Annotated in this window: 11 protein-coding genes; 5 read left to right on the plus strand and 6 right to left on the minus strand. The window is 74.6% G+C overall.

Features of this window, described 5'->3' with window-relative positions; translation table 11 throughout:
• Window positions 1-20 precede the first annotated feature (20 nt).
• Window positions 21-1,316: a phytase gene (locus IE316_RS13255; RefSeq protein ID WP_229910373.1), complete on the minus strand. Its 1,296-nt coding sequence runs from the start codon at window positions 1,314-1,316 to the stop codon at window positions 21-23.
• Window positions 1,317-1,550: 234 nt separating this feature from the next.
• Here IE316_RS13255 and IE316_RS13260 point away from each other — a divergent pair, with 234 nt between their 5' ends.
• From IE316_RS13260 to IE316_RS13270, 3 genes are all read left to right on the plus strand, one after another.
• Window positions 1,551-1,943: a BlaI/MecI/CopY family transcriptional regulator gene (locus IE316_RS13260; RefSeq protein WP_190204466.1), complete on the plus strand. Its 393-nt coding sequence runs from the start codon at window positions 1,551-1,553 to the stop codon at window positions 1,941-1,943.
• 6 nt (window positions 1,944-1,949) lie between these two features.
• Window positions 1,950-2,882: a M56 family metallopeptidase gene (locus tag IE316_RS13265; RefSeq protein WP_190204467.1), complete on the plus strand. Its 933-nt coding sequence runs from the start codon at window positions 1,950-1,952 to the stop codon at window positions 2,880-2,882.
• A gap of 423 nt (window positions 2,883-3,305) precedes the next feature.
• Window positions 3,306-3,818 carry a GNAT family N-acetyltransferase gene (locus tag IE316_RS13270; RefSeq protein ID WP_190204468.1) on the plus strand — a complete coding sequence of 171 codons (513 nt, stop codon included), beginning with the start codon at window positions 3,306-3,308 and terminating at the stop codon, window positions 3,816-3,818.
• Window positions 3,819-3,885: 67 nt separating this feature from the next.
• Here IE316_RS13270 and IE316_RS13275 read toward each other — a convergent pair whose 3' ends face one another.
• On the minus strand, window positions 3,886-5,460 hold the full coding sequence (locus IE316_RS13275; protein WP_190204646.1) for an MDR family MFS transporter: 1,575 nt from the start codon (window positions 5,458-5,460) through the stop codon (window positions 3,886-3,888).
• 178 nt (window positions 5,461-5,638) lie between these two features.
• Window positions 5,639-6,346 carry a TetR/AcrR family transcriptional regulator gene (locus IE316_RS13280; protein WP_190204469.1) on the minus strand — a complete coding sequence of 236 codons (708 nt, stop codon included), beginning with the start codon at window positions 6,344-6,346 and terminating at the stop codon, window positions 5,639-5,641.
• A 496-nt stretch (window positions 6,347-6,842) separates the two neighbouring features.
• Between IE316_RS13280 and IE316_RS13285 the strand changes: the two genes are divergently transcribed.
• Entirely contained in the window at window positions 6,843-9,224 is a 2,382-nt protein-coding gene (locus IE316_RS13285) for a phosphoketolase family protein (protein WP_190204470.1), read from the plus strand.
• A 34-nt stretch (window positions 9,225-9,258) separates the two neighbouring features.
• Complete coding sequence (locus tag IE316_RS13290; RefSeq protein WP_190204471.1) at window positions 9,259-11,658, plus strand: glycoside hydrolase family 65 protein; 2,400 nt, start codon at window positions 9,259-9,261, stop codon at window positions 11,656-11,658.
• Here the strand turns inward: IE316_RS13290 and IE316_RS13295 are convergent.
• The 3 genes from IE316_RS13295 to IE316_RS13305 form a co-directional block, all read right to left on the minus strand.
• Window positions 11,640-12,095, minus strand: coding sequence for a hypothetical protein (locus IE316_RS13295; protein WP_190204472.1), 456 nt, complete (start codon window positions 12,093-12,095; stop codon window positions 11,640-11,642). The genes IE316_RS13290 and IE316_RS13295 overlap by 19 nt on opposite strands.
• 141 nt (window positions 12,096-12,236) lie before the next feature.
• A complete protein-coding gene (locus IE316_RS13300) occupies window positions 12,237-13,100 on the minus strand; it encodes a DMT family transporter (RefSeq protein ID WP_190204473.1) in 864 nt (287 codons plus the stop codon).
• Between the two features lie 39 nt (window positions 13,101-13,139).
• Window positions 13,140-14,387: an MFS transporter gene (locus IE316_RS13305; RefSeq protein WP_190204474.1), complete on the minus strand. Its 1,248-nt coding sequence runs from the start codon at window positions 14,385-14,387 to the stop codon at window positions 13,140-13,142.
• Between the last annotated feature and the right edge of the window lie 2 nt (window positions 14,388-14,389).

The raw sequence follows: 14,389 nt of genomic DNA on the forward strand, positions 1-14,389 counted from the left end.
GTACCGCCGTTCCCGCCGCCTCAGTCGTCGAGGGCGTCCAGGACGTCGCCCAGGTCGACGTACTTGAAGTTGGTGACGCCCGTGTCACCGTCGCCGGGGGCGTCGTGCCCGTCCTGCACCACCAGCAGGCCGTGCGGGTAGCGGGAGCCCAGCGGCTGATTGAGGGCCGCCGCCCCGTCGCACTCCTCGGAGCCGTCCAGCGCCGCCGACGCGGCGGTCACCCGGAAGCCGCCCTCGTACTCGTTGGCCTCACCGGTCTCGCGGTCGTAGGCGGCGAAGGTGTCGTCGCCCTGGCTGGAGGCGAGCAGGTAGCCGTCGCCGTCCTTCTGCTGGACGAGCGTCAGGCCCTCGACGTCGGCGGTGAGCCGGGTGCCGCCGTAGCCGGGGTCGGCGCCCGCGACGCACTCCTCGGTGCTCTCGTCGTAGGTGCCCGGGACGCCGTACTCGCGCACCTTGTCCAGCAGCTTCGGCGTGCCGGTGAGGTCGGCGCGCAGCTTCCAGATGCCGACGTCCTCCTGACCGGCGTACAGCACCCCGTTGTCCGGGTCGACGACCATGCCCTCGACCTGCGGCGCCTCGCCCGGCTCCGCGCAGGGCGACCAGGAGGTGCCGTCGGGCAGCCGGAAGGCGGAGGGCAGGTCCAGGGTGCGGACCGTGCGGTAGCCGACGCGGCCCTGCGCGGTGGGGGTCAGTTCGAGCAGCGCGATCCGGGTGCGCTCGCGCCGGCTGACCAGGGCGTAGGAGCGGCCGGTGGTCCGGTCGGTGAAGGTGGCCAGCCCGTACGCGGTGCGCTGCTCGTTGATCTCGTCCTGGCCGGCCGAGAAGACCGGGGCGGCGGCCGGGTCGGTGACGTCGGTCAGCGGGCGGTCCGGCCGCGCGGGGTCGATGCGGTAGACGCGCAGCCGGTCGTTGCCCCGGTCGGTGGTGACCGCGAGGTCGGCCCGGCCGGTGCTCAGCTTCACGCCGTGCACCAGGTCGACGTTGTTGAACCGGCCGGGCGCGTCGTCGGCCCCCGGTCCGGGCGGGGCCGCCACCGACTGCACCAGCCGGGCGGCCAGGTCGTAGACGCGCAGCCCGCCCTCCTTGGCGGTGGCGACGACCAGGCTGCGGTCCGGGTCGGCCGGGTTGCGCCAGATCGCGGGGTCGTCGGCGTCGGCGTTGCCGCCGGCCTCGTCGTCCCGCAGCGGGGGCGTCTCGGCCCGGGGGTGCACGGCGGGCAGCGTGCCGCCGCCGGCCAGGGCCGGGCCCGCCGGGAGGACGGCGACCGCCGCGGTGAGGGCGCAGACGGCCAGTCGCCTGAGGGGGTGTCGGGTCACGCCGGGTCCTCCTGAAGTCGGTGACATGACAAGCAAGTTACGCCGGTGATCTTGACGGCGCAGCGGGTCGGCGGGGCGCCCTGCGGGTGACCGGAGGGCGTCCGGCGGGGGAACGGGACGTGGTGCCGGGGCGTCCGCGCGGCCGGTGCGGCCGTCCGGGCGCGGCGTCCGGAGGGTCCGGGCGTCTATACGATGGCGCTTCGGGAAACGGACGGCGGCGGAGGGAGTCAGGTCGTGGCGGACCACCCGCGTCCCCGGCGGCGGGGACAGGGCGAGCTGGAGGCGCTGGTGCTGTCGGCGCTGCGCACGGCGGACGGCCCAGCGACGGCCGGCTGGGTGCAGGAGCACCTCGGCGGCGACCTCGCCTACACCACGGTGATCACGATCCTGACCCGGCTGCTGGACAAGGGCGCGGTCACCCGGGAGCGGGCCGGCCGGTCCTTCGTGTGGACCCCCGCCGCGGACCAGGCGGGCCTCGCCGCCCGCAAGATGCGCAAGGTCCTGGACGCCGAGAGCGACCGCGAGGCCGTGCTCGCCAGCTTCGTCACCGGCCTCGAACCGGACGACGAACGGCTGCTGCGCGCCCTGCTCGGCCACACTCCCGCCGACGGGGACGAGGAAGACTGACGCCGCATGGGGGTCTTCGTCTTCCTCCCGCTGGTCCTGCCGCTGACGGCGTGGCCCGTCGCCCGCCTCGCCGAACAGCACCTGCACCCCCGTACCGCGACCCGGCTGCTCACCGGCGTGGCCGCCGTGATGGCGCTGTGCAGCACGGTCTGCCTGGCCCTGGCGATGGTGGTGGGCACCGCCCAACTGCCCGGCAACCCGCTCCCCGACGGCTGGTCCGACCCGGAGGTGCGGGCCGCCGTGCCGTACGACGAGGTGGCCGGCCAGGCCGCGATCCCGGCGCTGTGCGCGGTCGTCACGGCCTGCGCCCGCGAACTGTGGCGGCACGGCCGGGTACGCCGCCGCGCCCACCGCGCGCTGGCCGGGCTGCCCGGCACCTCGGTGGCCGTGCTGCCGGACGCCGTGCCGTACGCCTACGCGCTGCCCGGCGGCCGACGGGACCGGGTCGTGGTGACCACCGCGCTGCTGGCGTGCCTGGAACCCGCCGAGCGGCGGGCGCTCTTCGCCCACGAGCGCGCCCACCTCGCCGCCCGGCACCACCGGTTCCTGCTCACCGTCCGGCTCGCCGCGCTGGCCAACCCGTTCCTGCGGCCGCTGCGCACGGCGGTGTCGTACACGGCGGAGCGGTGGGCCGACGAGGCGGCGGCCGGCGCGGTCGGCAGCCGCCGCACGGTGGCGACCGCCATCGGCAAGGCGGCCCTGGTCTCCCGGGGCACCCCCGCCGCCACCCTGGCCGGCCTCGCCGCCCCGGGCCCGGTCCCGCGCCGGGTGGCGGCCCTGCTCGGCCCGGCCCCGGCGGTGCGCCGCCGCCCGCCCGTGTTCACCTCGGTGGGCCTGGCGGCGTGGGGCGCGGCCGTGGGCACCGCGGTGTCGGTGATGTCGTCCGCGAACTCGGCGGTCACGATGTTCCTGGTCCTGAAGGCGGCCACACCGCTGTGAGCCGGGCGGGCGCCCGCCGTTCCGGCCGTTCCGGCCGGCCCGGCGGTCTCGCGGCGGCCCTCGCGGCACCGTGCCGCCGGGCGCCCGCTGACCTGGCGCCCGTTGATCCTGGCGTCCGTTGATCCTGGCGCCCGCTGACCCCTGCGGCCCCGGTGGCCGAGCGGCGGACCGGCTGTCGTGGCGGCCCCGGTGGCCGAGCGGCGGACCGGCTGTCGTGGCGGCCCCGGTGGCCGAGCGGCGGACCGGCCTTCGCGGCGGCCTGTCACCCGGCGTCCGGTGGACGGTCGGGGCAGGCCCTCGCAGTTGCCCGGCGCCCGGTGGGCAGCCGGTGAAGCGGCCCTCGCGGAAACCCGGTGTCGGTGGGCGACGGTGTACGGCTACGGTGGCGTGCCGTCGCAGTCGTCACCGCAGGAACGGACCGCCATGCCGCAGCCCTGGATCACCCGCCCCGAGACGCCCGCCGACGTCCCCGCGATCCGGGAGGTGCTCCGCGCCGCGTTCCCCACGGCCCTGGAGGCCGACCTCGTGGACGCGCTGCGCGCCGACCCGGACGCGTGGATCGAGGGCCTGTCCCTGGTCGCGGTGGACGGCACCGGGACCCCCGTCGCCCAGGCCCTGCTGACGCGCTGCCACATCGGCGAGTCCCCGGCGCTCTGCCTGGGGCCGTGCGCGGTCCGGCCCGAGCGGCAGCGCACCGGCGCCGGCTCGGCGGTCGTACGGGCGGCGCTGGACGCGGCCCGGCGGCGGGGCGAGCACCACGTCGTCGTCCTCGGGCACCCCGCGTACTACCCGCGTTTCGGCTTCGGCCGGGCCTCCGCGCACGGCATCGGGGTCGCCTTCGACGTGCCGGACGAGGCGCTGATGGCCCTCACCCTGGACCCCGCCCGCCCGCTGCCCGCGGGCACCGTGCGCTACGCCGCCCCGTTCGGCGTCTGACCCCCGGACGCGGAAGGAGGACGGGCCGCCGGGGCCCGTCCTCCTGTGGTCGCACGGCGGCTGCGGGTCAGCCGACGGGGGCCGCCGGGCCCTTGTCGGCCGTCGCGGACGCCGCGCCGGCCTCCTCGGCCAGCCGCTCCATGCCGCTGGTGGTCTTCAGCGGCTTCTCCTTGATGAAGACCACGGCGACCAGCGCCAGCAGCGCGAACGGCGTGGCGATCAGGAACAGGTCGGCGGTGGCGACCCCGTAGGCGTGCTCGACGATCTCCCGCATCGGCGCGGGCAGCGTGCTCATGTCCGGAACGCTGCCCTCGCCGACGCCGCCGCCCGCACCGCCCCCGGCCACGCCCGCCTTCTCAAGGCCCTTGGTCATCTCGTCGGCGACCCGGCTGGCGAGGATCGCGCCCAGCACGGAGGTACCGATGGTGCCGCCCATGCTGCGGAAGAAGGACAGCACCGAGGTGGCGGCGCCCAGCTCGGCGGCGGGGACGTCGTTCTGCGCGGCCAGCACCAGGTTCTGCATCAGCATGCCGACACCGATGCCGAGCACGGCCATGTAGACGCTGAGCAGCCCGAAGTGGGTGTCGGCGCCGATCAGGGAGAGCAGCGCCAGACCGGCCGTCATGATGACGGCGCCCGCCACCAGGTACACCTTCCACTTGCCGGTCCGGCTGATGATCTGGCCGGCGACCGTGGAGGACACCAGCAGACCGAGGATCATCGGCAGGGACATCAGGCCCGCCATGGTCGGCGACTTGCCCAGCGAGACCTGGAAGTACTGCGACAGGAAGACGGTCCCGCCGAACATGGCGACACCGACCAGGAGGCTGGCGACCGTGGTCAGGGCGACCGTGCGGTTCCTGAAGATGTCCAGCGGAATGATCGGCTCGGCGGTGCGGGCCTCGACGAACACCGCGAGGACCAGCAGCAGGACGCCGCCGACGGTGAGCGCGGCGGTCTGCCAGGACGCCCAGTCGAACCGGTTGCCAGCCAGCGACACCCAGATGAGCAGCGCGCAGACACCGGCGACGATGAGGAAGGCACCGAGCCAGTCGATCTTCACCTGGCGCTTGACGGTGGGCAGCTTCAGTGTGCGCTGGAGCAGGAAGATGGCGAGCAGCGCGAACGGCACGCCGATGAAGAAGCACCAGCGCCAGCCCAGCCAGTCGGTGTCCACCAGCACACCGCCGATGAGCGGTCCGGCCACGGTGCCGACGGCGAAGACGGCACCGAAGATGCCGGAGTACTTGCCCAGCTCCCGGGGCGGGATCACGGCGGCCATCACGACCTGCGCGAGCGCGGTCAGACCGCCCGCGCCGATGCCCTGCACGACCCGGCTGAAGATCAGCAGCGTCGTCTCGTGGGAGAAGCCCGCCAGCAGCGAACCGATCACGAACATCAGCAGCGAGAGCTGGAGCAGCAGCTTCTTGTTGAACAGGTCCGACAGCTTGCCCCACAGCGGCACCGTGGCGGTCATCGCCAGCAGTTCGGCGGTGACGACCCAGGTGTACGAAGACTGGCCGGCACCGAGGTCGGCGATGATCGTGGGCAGCGCGTTGGACACCACGGTGCCCGCCAGGATGGCGACGAACATGCCGGCCATCAGCCCCGACATCGCCTGGAGTATCTGCTTCTGGGTCATGGAACTGGGCGGCGCGCCGGCGGGCGCCTGGGAAGCGGTCACGACTTCTCTTTCGACGGTGGTGATCGGTGCTCCGCGCGGACCGGGCGGGCACCTCGCGGGGTGCCCCGGCCGTGCGGGACGGACAGCGTCCGGCCGGCGGCCCGCCCCGGGGTGCGGGGCGGGCCGGCGCGGCGGGTTACGCGGGCGGCGCCGGGAGTCCGGCGGCGAGGTGGGCGAACACCTCCTGGAACACGTCGCGGAAGGCGCGTTCCTCCGGGCGGGCGCACCAGTGGTCCACGCTGACCCGGACGGCGGTGACCGCCACCGCGGCCAGCAGCCGCGGATACAGGTCCAGTGCCTTGCGGCGCTCGCAGCCGGCGTCGGGCGGTGCCGCCGGGGCGCCGGCCGGCGCGTGGGCGCTCTCCGGGGCCCGGGTGCCGGGGCCGGAGCGGAGCCGCTCGGCGACGGCCTCGGCCAGTTCGGTCTCGTCGGCCAGGTGTGCGCTCAGGCTGCGGACCATCAGGTGGGGTGCGGCGCGCAGCACCTCGCCGTGCAGCCGCCACAGCTCGTGCTGCTGCTCGGCCTCGGCCAGCTCCGCGGCCATCGCGTCCCGCAGCGCCAGGAGCGGGGGCAGGTCGGCCGGCGCGTCCAGCAGGGACCGGCGGACTCGGGCCCCGGTCTCGGCGTCGGTGAGGACGAACACGTCGTCGCGGGTGTCGAAGTAGTTGAAGAACGTCCGGACGGAGACGCCGGCCGCCGCGCTGATCGCCTCCACGGTGACCTTCTCCGCCCCGTGCTCGGCGGCCAGGCGCACCGCGGCCTCGGTGAGAGCGGCCCGCGTCGCCCGCTTCTTCCGCTCCCGCAGGCCGCCCCCCGGGGCGCTCTTCTCCGACATAACTTGCATGCTATGCAAAGATGCACGCTCTGCAAAATCAGCAGGGGCGCGCGCTCGGGGCGTCGCAGGCGGGCTCCGTCGGCCTCGGCGTGCACCCGGCGGCTCCCGCCGGGTCGTGCGCGACGGGCGTGCGGCGGAGCCGCGGGGGTAGGCGACGGCGGGACGGTCGCCGTCGGAGTCGGCGCCGAGGGCGGCCGTGCCGTACCCGGTGACTCCCTGGGCGCGCACCCCGCGGACCCGCTCCCCGGGGTGCGTACGCCGTAGGTCTCCGAGAGGCGTACGCCCCCGCCCCCCGGGGCCCGCCCCCCGAGGCGCGTACGCCCCCGCCCCCCCCCGGCGCCCATATCCCACGCGTCCCCAAAAGTGACCCGAACGGCCCTGCCGGGTACCCGGCCGCCGCACCGAGGGTGGTGGGATGTGCGCATCGGCACCACATCGCACCCCGGACCCCGCGCACGCCCCACCGCCCCGGCCCGACCGCTGCCCGACAGGGAAAGGAACCCCGATGTCCGCTCCGCAGCAGGTGCCCGACGTGCTCCCGGACGAGGAGCTGGCCGCCCTGGACGCCCACTGGCGTGCCGCCAACTACCTCTCCGTGGGCCAGATCTACCTGATGGCCAACCCGCTGCTCACCGAGCCGCTGCGCCCGGAGCACGTCAAACCGCGGCTGCTCGGCCACTGGGGCACCTCACCCGGCCTGAACCTCGTGCACACCCACCTCAACCGGGTGATCCGGGCCCGCGACCTGGACGCGCTGTGCATCTGGGGGCCGGGACACGGCGGGCCCGCCGTGCTCGCCAACTCCTGGCTGGAGGGCACGTACACCGAGACCTATCCCGACATCACCCGGGACGCGGCCGGGATGGCCCGGCTGTTCAAGCAGTTCTCCTTCCCCGGCGGGGTGCCCAGCCATGTCGCGCCCGAGACGCCGGGCTCCATCCACGAGGGCGGGGAGCTCGGCTACTCCCTGTCGCACGCCTACGGTGCCGCCTTCGACCACCCGGACCTGGTGGTCGCCTGTGTGATCGGCGACGGCGAGGCGGAGACCGGCCCGCTCGCCGCGTCCTGGCACTCCAACAAGTTCCTCGACCCGGTGCACGACGGCGCGGTCCTGCCGATCCTCCACCTCAACGGCTACAAGATCGCCAACCCGACGGTCCTGGCCCGGCTCCCCGAGGACGAACTCGACGCCCTGCTGCGCGGCTACGGCCACGACCCGATCCACGTCACCGGCGACGAGCCCGCCGCCGTGCACCGCGCGATGGCCCGCGCCATGGACACCGCCCTGGACCGCATCGCCGCCCTCCAGCGCGCCGCCCGCGAGGACGGCGCCACCGAACGCCCCCGCTGGCCGGTGATCGTGCTGCGCACCCCGAAGGGCTGGACCGGCCCCGCCGAGGTCGACGGCCGGCCCGTCGAGGGCACCTGGCGCGCCCACCAGGTCCCCATGGCCGCCGTCCGGGACAACCCCGAGCACCTGCGGCAACTGGAGGACTGGCTGCGCTCCTACCGGCCCGGGGAACTCTTCGACGAACACGGCGCCCCCCGCCCCGAGGTGCTCGCCTGCGTCCCGTCCGGCCCCCGCCGCCTCGGCGCCACCCCGTACGCCAACGGCGGCCTGCTGCTGCGCGAACTGCCCCTGCCGCCGCTGGAGAAGTACGCCGTCGCCGTCGACAAGCCCGGCGCCGGGACCCATGAACCCACCCGGGTCCTCGGGGACGTGCTGCGCGAGGTCATGGCCGCCACCGCCGACCGGCGCGACTTCCGGCTGGTCGGCCCCGACGAGACCGCCTCCAACCGCCTCCAGGCCGTCTACGCCGCCAGCGGCAAGGCGTGGCAGGCCGGTACCCTCCCCGTCGACGAGGACCTCGACCCGCACGGCCGGGTGATGGAGATCCTCTCCGAACACACCTGCCAGGGCTGGCTGGAGGGCTACCTCCTCACCGGCCGGCACGGACTGTTCTCCTGCTACGAGGCGTTCGTGCACATCGTCGACTCGATGGTCAACCAGCACATCAAATGGCTCAGGGTGACCCGCCGGTTGCCCTGGCGGGCCCCCATCGCCTCCCTCAACTACCTGCTCACCTCGCACGTGTGGCGCCAGGACCACAACGGGTTCTCGCACCAGGACCCCGGCTTCGTGGACCACATCCTCAACAAGAGCCCCGAGGCCGTCCGGGTCTACTTCCCGCCGGACGCCAACACCCTGCTCTCCGTCGCCGACCACGCCCTGCGCAGCCGCGACTACGTCAATGTCATCGTCGCCGGGAAGCAGCCCTGCTTCGACTGGCTGACCATGGAGCAGGCCCGCAGGCACTGCGCGCGCGGCGCCGGTGTCTGGGACTGGGCCGGCACCGAGGACGGCACCCGGGAACCCGACGTGGTGCTCGCCTGCGCCGGTGACGTGCCCACCCAGGAGATCCTGGCCGCCGCCCAACTGCTCCGCCGGCACCTGCCCGAACTCGCCGTCCGCGTGGTCAACGTGGTCGACATCGCCCGGCTGCTGCCCAGTGGCGAACACCCGCACGGCATGAGCGACTTCGAGTACGACGGCCTGTTCACCCCCGGCAAACCGGTCATCTTCGCCTACCACGGCTACCCGTGGCTGATCCACCGGCTGGCCTACCGGCGCCACGGCCACCAGCACCTGCATGTGCGCGGCTACAAGGAGATCGGCACCACGACCACCCCGTTCGACATGGTCGTCGGCAACGACATGGACCGCTACCGCCTGGTCATGGACGTCATCGACCGGGTCCCCGGCCTCGCCGTCCGGGCCGCCGCCGTCCGCCAGCGCATGGAGGACGCCCGGCTGCGCCACCACGACCACATCCGCGAGTACGGCGTCGACCTGCCCGAGGTCGCCGACTGGTCCTGGGACGGCTGACAAGCCGCCACGACGCGCGAAGGGAGCCCCCGCCGTGACCGCAACCCCCGCCGCCACCTGGGAGTACGACGGCTACCACCCGGCCGAGGAACGGCTGCGGGAGTCCCTGTGCACCCTCGGCAACGGCTACTTCGCGACCCGCGGCGCACTGCCCGAGTGCGCCGCGGACGACGTGCACTACCCGGGCACCTACGCGGCCGGCTGCTACAACCGGCTCACCTCCACCGTCGCCGGCCGCGAGGTGGAGAACGAGGACATGGTCAACCTCCCCGACTGGCTGCCGCTGCGCTTCCGCGTCCCCGGCGGCGGGTGGCTCACCCCCGACACCGCGCCGGTCCTCGCCCACCGCCAGGTCGTGCACCTGGACCCGGGACTGCTGGAGCGCACCACCCGCTACGGGCTCGGCGGCAGCCGGGTGCTGTCGGTGCGGCAACTGCGGCTGGTGCACATGGCCGACCCCCATCTGGCCGCCCTGCGCACCGAGTTCACCGTCGAGGGCGACGCCGTGGACCTGGAGGTGGAGGCCGCGCTGGACGGCGGGGTCACCAACGCCGGGGTGCCCCGCTACCGGCAGCTCGCCGGCCGCCACCTCACCCACGTGCACACCGGCGAGGCCGCGCCCGGCACGGTGTGGCTGCGCTGCCGCACCCGCACCTCCGACATCCGGATCGGCCTCGCCTCCCGGGTGACCGCCGGCGTGCCGGTCGTCCCCGGCTCCCGGGACCTGTGCGCCACCCAGCGGCTCACCCTGGAGCTGACCCCCGGCCGGACCGCCGCCGTCGACAAGACCGTCGCCCTGCACACCTCCCGCGACCCGGCGATCAGCGACCCGCTCCAGGCCGCCGTCGACCGGGTGACCGCCGCGCCCGGCTTCACCGAGCTGCTGCGCACCCACCGCACCGCCTGGGCCCAACTGTGGCGCCGGGCCCGCCTGGAGGTGCCCGGCGAGGCGGGCGCCATCCTGCGCCTGCACCTCTTCCACGTCCTGATGACGCTCTCCCCGCACACCGCCGACCTCGACGTCGGCGTACCCGCCCGGGGCCTGCACGGGGAGGCGTACCGGGGCCATGTCTTCTGGGACGAACTGTTCGTCCTGCCCTACCTCGACCTGCACTTCCCGGAGGTGTCCCGGGCGCTGCTGCACTACCGGCACCGCCGGCTGGAACGGGCCCGCGCCGCGGCCCGCGCGATCGGCCGGCGGGGCGCGCTGTACCCGTGGCAGAGCGGCAGCGACGGCCGTGAAGAGACCCAGCGGCTGCACCTCAACCCCCGCTCCGGCCGCTGGCTGTCCGACCACTCCCACCTCCAGCACCACGTCGGCTCCGCCATCGCCTACAACGTGTGGCGGTACTGCGAGGCCAGCGGCGACGCCGAGTTCCTGCACACCAAGGGCGCCGAGATGCTGCTGGAGATCGCCCGGTTCTGGGCCGACTCGGCGGTCTGGGACGACCGTCTGGGCCGGCACCGCATCCGGGGCGTCGTCGGCCCCGACGAGTACCACGACGCCTACCCGGACGCCGCCGCCCCCGGCCTGGACGACAACGCGTACACCAACGTCACCGCCGCCTGGGTGCTCACCCGCACCCTCCAGGTGCTGCGCGCCCTGCCCGAGCCGCGCCGCCGCGAACTGGTCGAACGCACCGACCTGGACGAGGGCGAGCTGCAGCAGTGGGAGGACGTCTCCCGCACCCTGCACATCCCCTTCCACCGGGGTGTCATCAGCCAGTTCGAGGGCTACGGCGACCTCGCCGAACTCGACTGGGACGGCTACCGCGAGCGGTACGGCGACATCCGCCGCCTGGACCGCGTCCTGGAGGCCGAGGGCGACACCGCCAACCGCTACCAGGCGTCGAAGCAGGCCGATGTGCTCATGCTCGGCTACCTGTTCTCACCCGTCGAACTCCGCTCGCTGTTCGAGCGGCTGGGACACCGCCTGGACGACGACCTCTGGCGGCGCACCGTCGACTACTACCTGGCCCGCACCAGCCACGGCTCCACCCTCAGCGGCCTCGTGCACGGCTGGGTGCTGGCCCGCTGCCGCCGCGCCGATGCGTGGACCTACGTCCAGGAGGCCCTCAAGGGCGATGTCGCCGACCTCCAGGGCGGCACCACCGGCGAGGGCATCCACCTCGGCGCCATGGCCGGCACCCTCGACCTGGTGCAGCGCGGCCTGACCGGGCTGGAGACCCGCGCCGGCGCCCTCTGGCTGGACCCGGTGCCGCTGCCCGAGCTGTCCTCGTACGGCTTCTCACTGCGCTTCCAGGGCCACTGGGGGGTGCGGCTGCGGCTGGAGCACGGCCGTCTGGAGATCGCCGTACCGCCCTCCGGGCCGCTGCCCATCGACGTGAGGCTGCCCGACCGGACGGTCCGCGTGTGCCCCGGCGACACCTGCCGCCTCGCGCTCGCGGACGCCGCTCAGCCCGGCAGCGGGTAGGAGACCGTGCGCGGCGCGCCCGCGGGCCGCTCGCCCGAGTAGGTCAGGCTGATCCGGGTGAAGTGCGACCGCTCGTCGGGGGAGTCCAGCCGGACCGTCACCGGGTAGGAGCGGAAGGTGCCGACCGCGCAGTACGGCACGCAGTCGTTGACCTGGTTCACGCCCTGGCCGACCGCCGCCCGCGCGTCCCAGCGCGCCCAGTGCAGCGACACCAGACGGCTGTTGGCGTCGCCGCAGGCCAGCAGGAACGCCCCGGGGCGCACCTCCGGGCGGGCCGCGCAGTCCAGCACCGAGGGCTCCCGGGCGCCCTGCCGTGCGGGGCCGTCCGTCGCCGGGGCGGCCGAGGCCGCGCCCAGCACCAGCGGGGCCGCCAGCGCCGCGGCGGCGCAGAGCGTGACCGCCGCCCTCGTCCCGTGTCTTCCGCGGTGTCCGCCCATGTCCGCTCCCGGCCGTCCTGGGGGAGGCCCGTCGCCTCACCGGTGTCCGTCGATACGACGCTACGACCGACCCCGGCACCGCACCACTCGAACGGACCACCCCCGGCCGCTTCCCCGGGGCACCTCCCGGGGATGCCGGGGTCACCGGCCGGTGCGCAGGTCCACCCCCCGGCGGGCCAGCACCAGGACGCCGGTGACCACCAGGGCGACGCCCAGCACCTGGGGCGCCAGCCACCAGCCGGTGCGGATGTGCTCCTGGTACAGCAGGACGCCGAGGAGCAGGCTGACCGTGGCGTCGCCGAGGGTGAGGGCGGGCTGGGAGGCGACCAGCGGGCCGCCCTGCATGGCGTGCTCCAGCAGCAGGACGGCGGCCACCCCGGCCGCGGCGAACGCGTACGTCTGCCAGGCGGTCAGGAACCCGGTCACCCCGTCGTCGTCCAGGACCCGCATCGCGTCCTTCATCAACGCGGCGGTCAGCGCGTAGCAGACCGCGGTGGCCGTGCCCAGGCAGCCCGCCCGGGCCTTGCCGACGGGCCGCCGCAGTCCGGCCCCGGCGAGCAGCACGGCCGCCGCCGCGCTCGCCGCCAGCGCCGGCACCCAGCGGGCCAGGGACACCTGCTCACGTCCGCCCGCCGGGTCCGCCGACGCCAGCGCCACGCCCAGCCCGGTCACCACGGCGGCCACCGCCGCCCACATCCCGGCGGGCAGCGACCGCCCGGTCATCAGCGAGGCCAGCAGCAGGGCCAGCGGCAGCTCCAGCACGAACAGCGGCTGGACCAGGGAGAGCGGCCCGGTCGCCAGCGCCGCCGCCTGCCCCACCCCGGCGACGATCACCGCGAGCATCCCGGCCAGCCACACCGGCCGCCGCAGCAGATCGGCGATGAGCGAGAGGCGGAACCCCCGGGACTGCGGCACGCTCAGCGCGGCCCGCCGCTGCAACACGGTGGCCAGGGCGTTGCTGAACGCGGCGACGAACGCGAAGAGGACCGGCAGTACGACTCCCATCCACCGATCCTCACCCCGGTCCGCGCCGGGCGCGCGCCGTCAGACGCCCGGCGTCACCTCCTGCGGTGCCGGACGGGGCAGCGTCAGCACGGCCAGGAAGCCCAGCACCGCGACCGCCGCGAAGAAGTAGAAGCCCCACGGGTGGCCCACCCCGGACGCCACCAGGGCGCCGGTGATGGACGGGCCGACGATCGAGCCGAGCCGGCCGATGCCCGAGGCGGAGCCCAGCGCGGTGCCCCGCACGGAGGCCGGGTAGTAGCTCGTGACGTAGGCGTAGACGAGGACCTGGGCGGAGAAGACGAAGACGCCGGTGAGGAAGACCACCGCGTCGAGCAGCAGGTCGCTGTCCATCTTGACGCTCAGGCAGGCCAGCATCGCCACCGAGACCGCGAACCAGCCCAGCGTGGTGATCTTGATGCCGCGCCGGTCGGCGACCCAGCCGCCGAGGACCAGGCCGACGACACCGCCGACGTTGAGCACCAGGAGCTGGGTGACGGCGGTGGGGACGGGGTAGCCGGCGTCGTTCATCAGCTTGGGCAGCCAGGTGTTGAGTCCGTAGACCAGCAGCAGGCCCATGAACGAGGCGACCCAGATGCCGATGCCGGCGCGCAGGTAGGCGGGCTTGAGCAGCTCGGTGAACGGCACCCGGCGGTCCTGGTTCTCCTTGGCGCGGACGAACGCCTGCGACTCGGGCAGCTTGAACCACTGGACGGCGGCGACGACGAAGCCGACGACGCCGAGCAGGTAGAACAGCACCTCCCAGTCGTCGGTGACCTTCAGGGCGAGCAGTGAGGTGACGACCGCGCCGGTGTGGTAGCCGGTCATGGTCAGGGTGCTGGCGCGGGCCCGCCGGTCGGCCGGCATGTGCTCGGCCATCATCGTCAGCGACACCGGCATGCAGGCGCCCAGGCCCAGCCCGGCGACCAGCCGCAGCGCGGCGAACATGGCGACCGAGCCGGCCAGCGGCACCAGGAGGGTGAACAGCGAGAACACCACCACCGAGCCGATCAGCAGCTTGCGCCGGCCGAGCCGGTCGGCGAGCGGGCCGACGCAGACCGCGCCGATGGCGACGCCGACCAGCGACAGGGTGGCGACGGTGGTGGCGTCGCCCGCGGTCATGCCGAGGTGGTGGGTCTTCAGGAGCGTGGGGATGATGGCGCCGAGGACGACGAGGTCGTAGCCCTCCAGCAGGACGGTGATCCAGCACAGGACCACGGTCCAGCGGTCGCGTCCGGGAGCGGAGGCGGCGGGCGCCGGGGAGGTACGGGACGAGGTGACGGAGGCCATGT

The sequence above is a fragment of the Streptomyces fumanus genome, from assembly GCF_014655295.1.
GTDB lineage: Bacteria > Actinomycetota > Actinomycetes > Streptomycetales > Streptomycetaceae > Streptomyces > Streptomyces fumanus.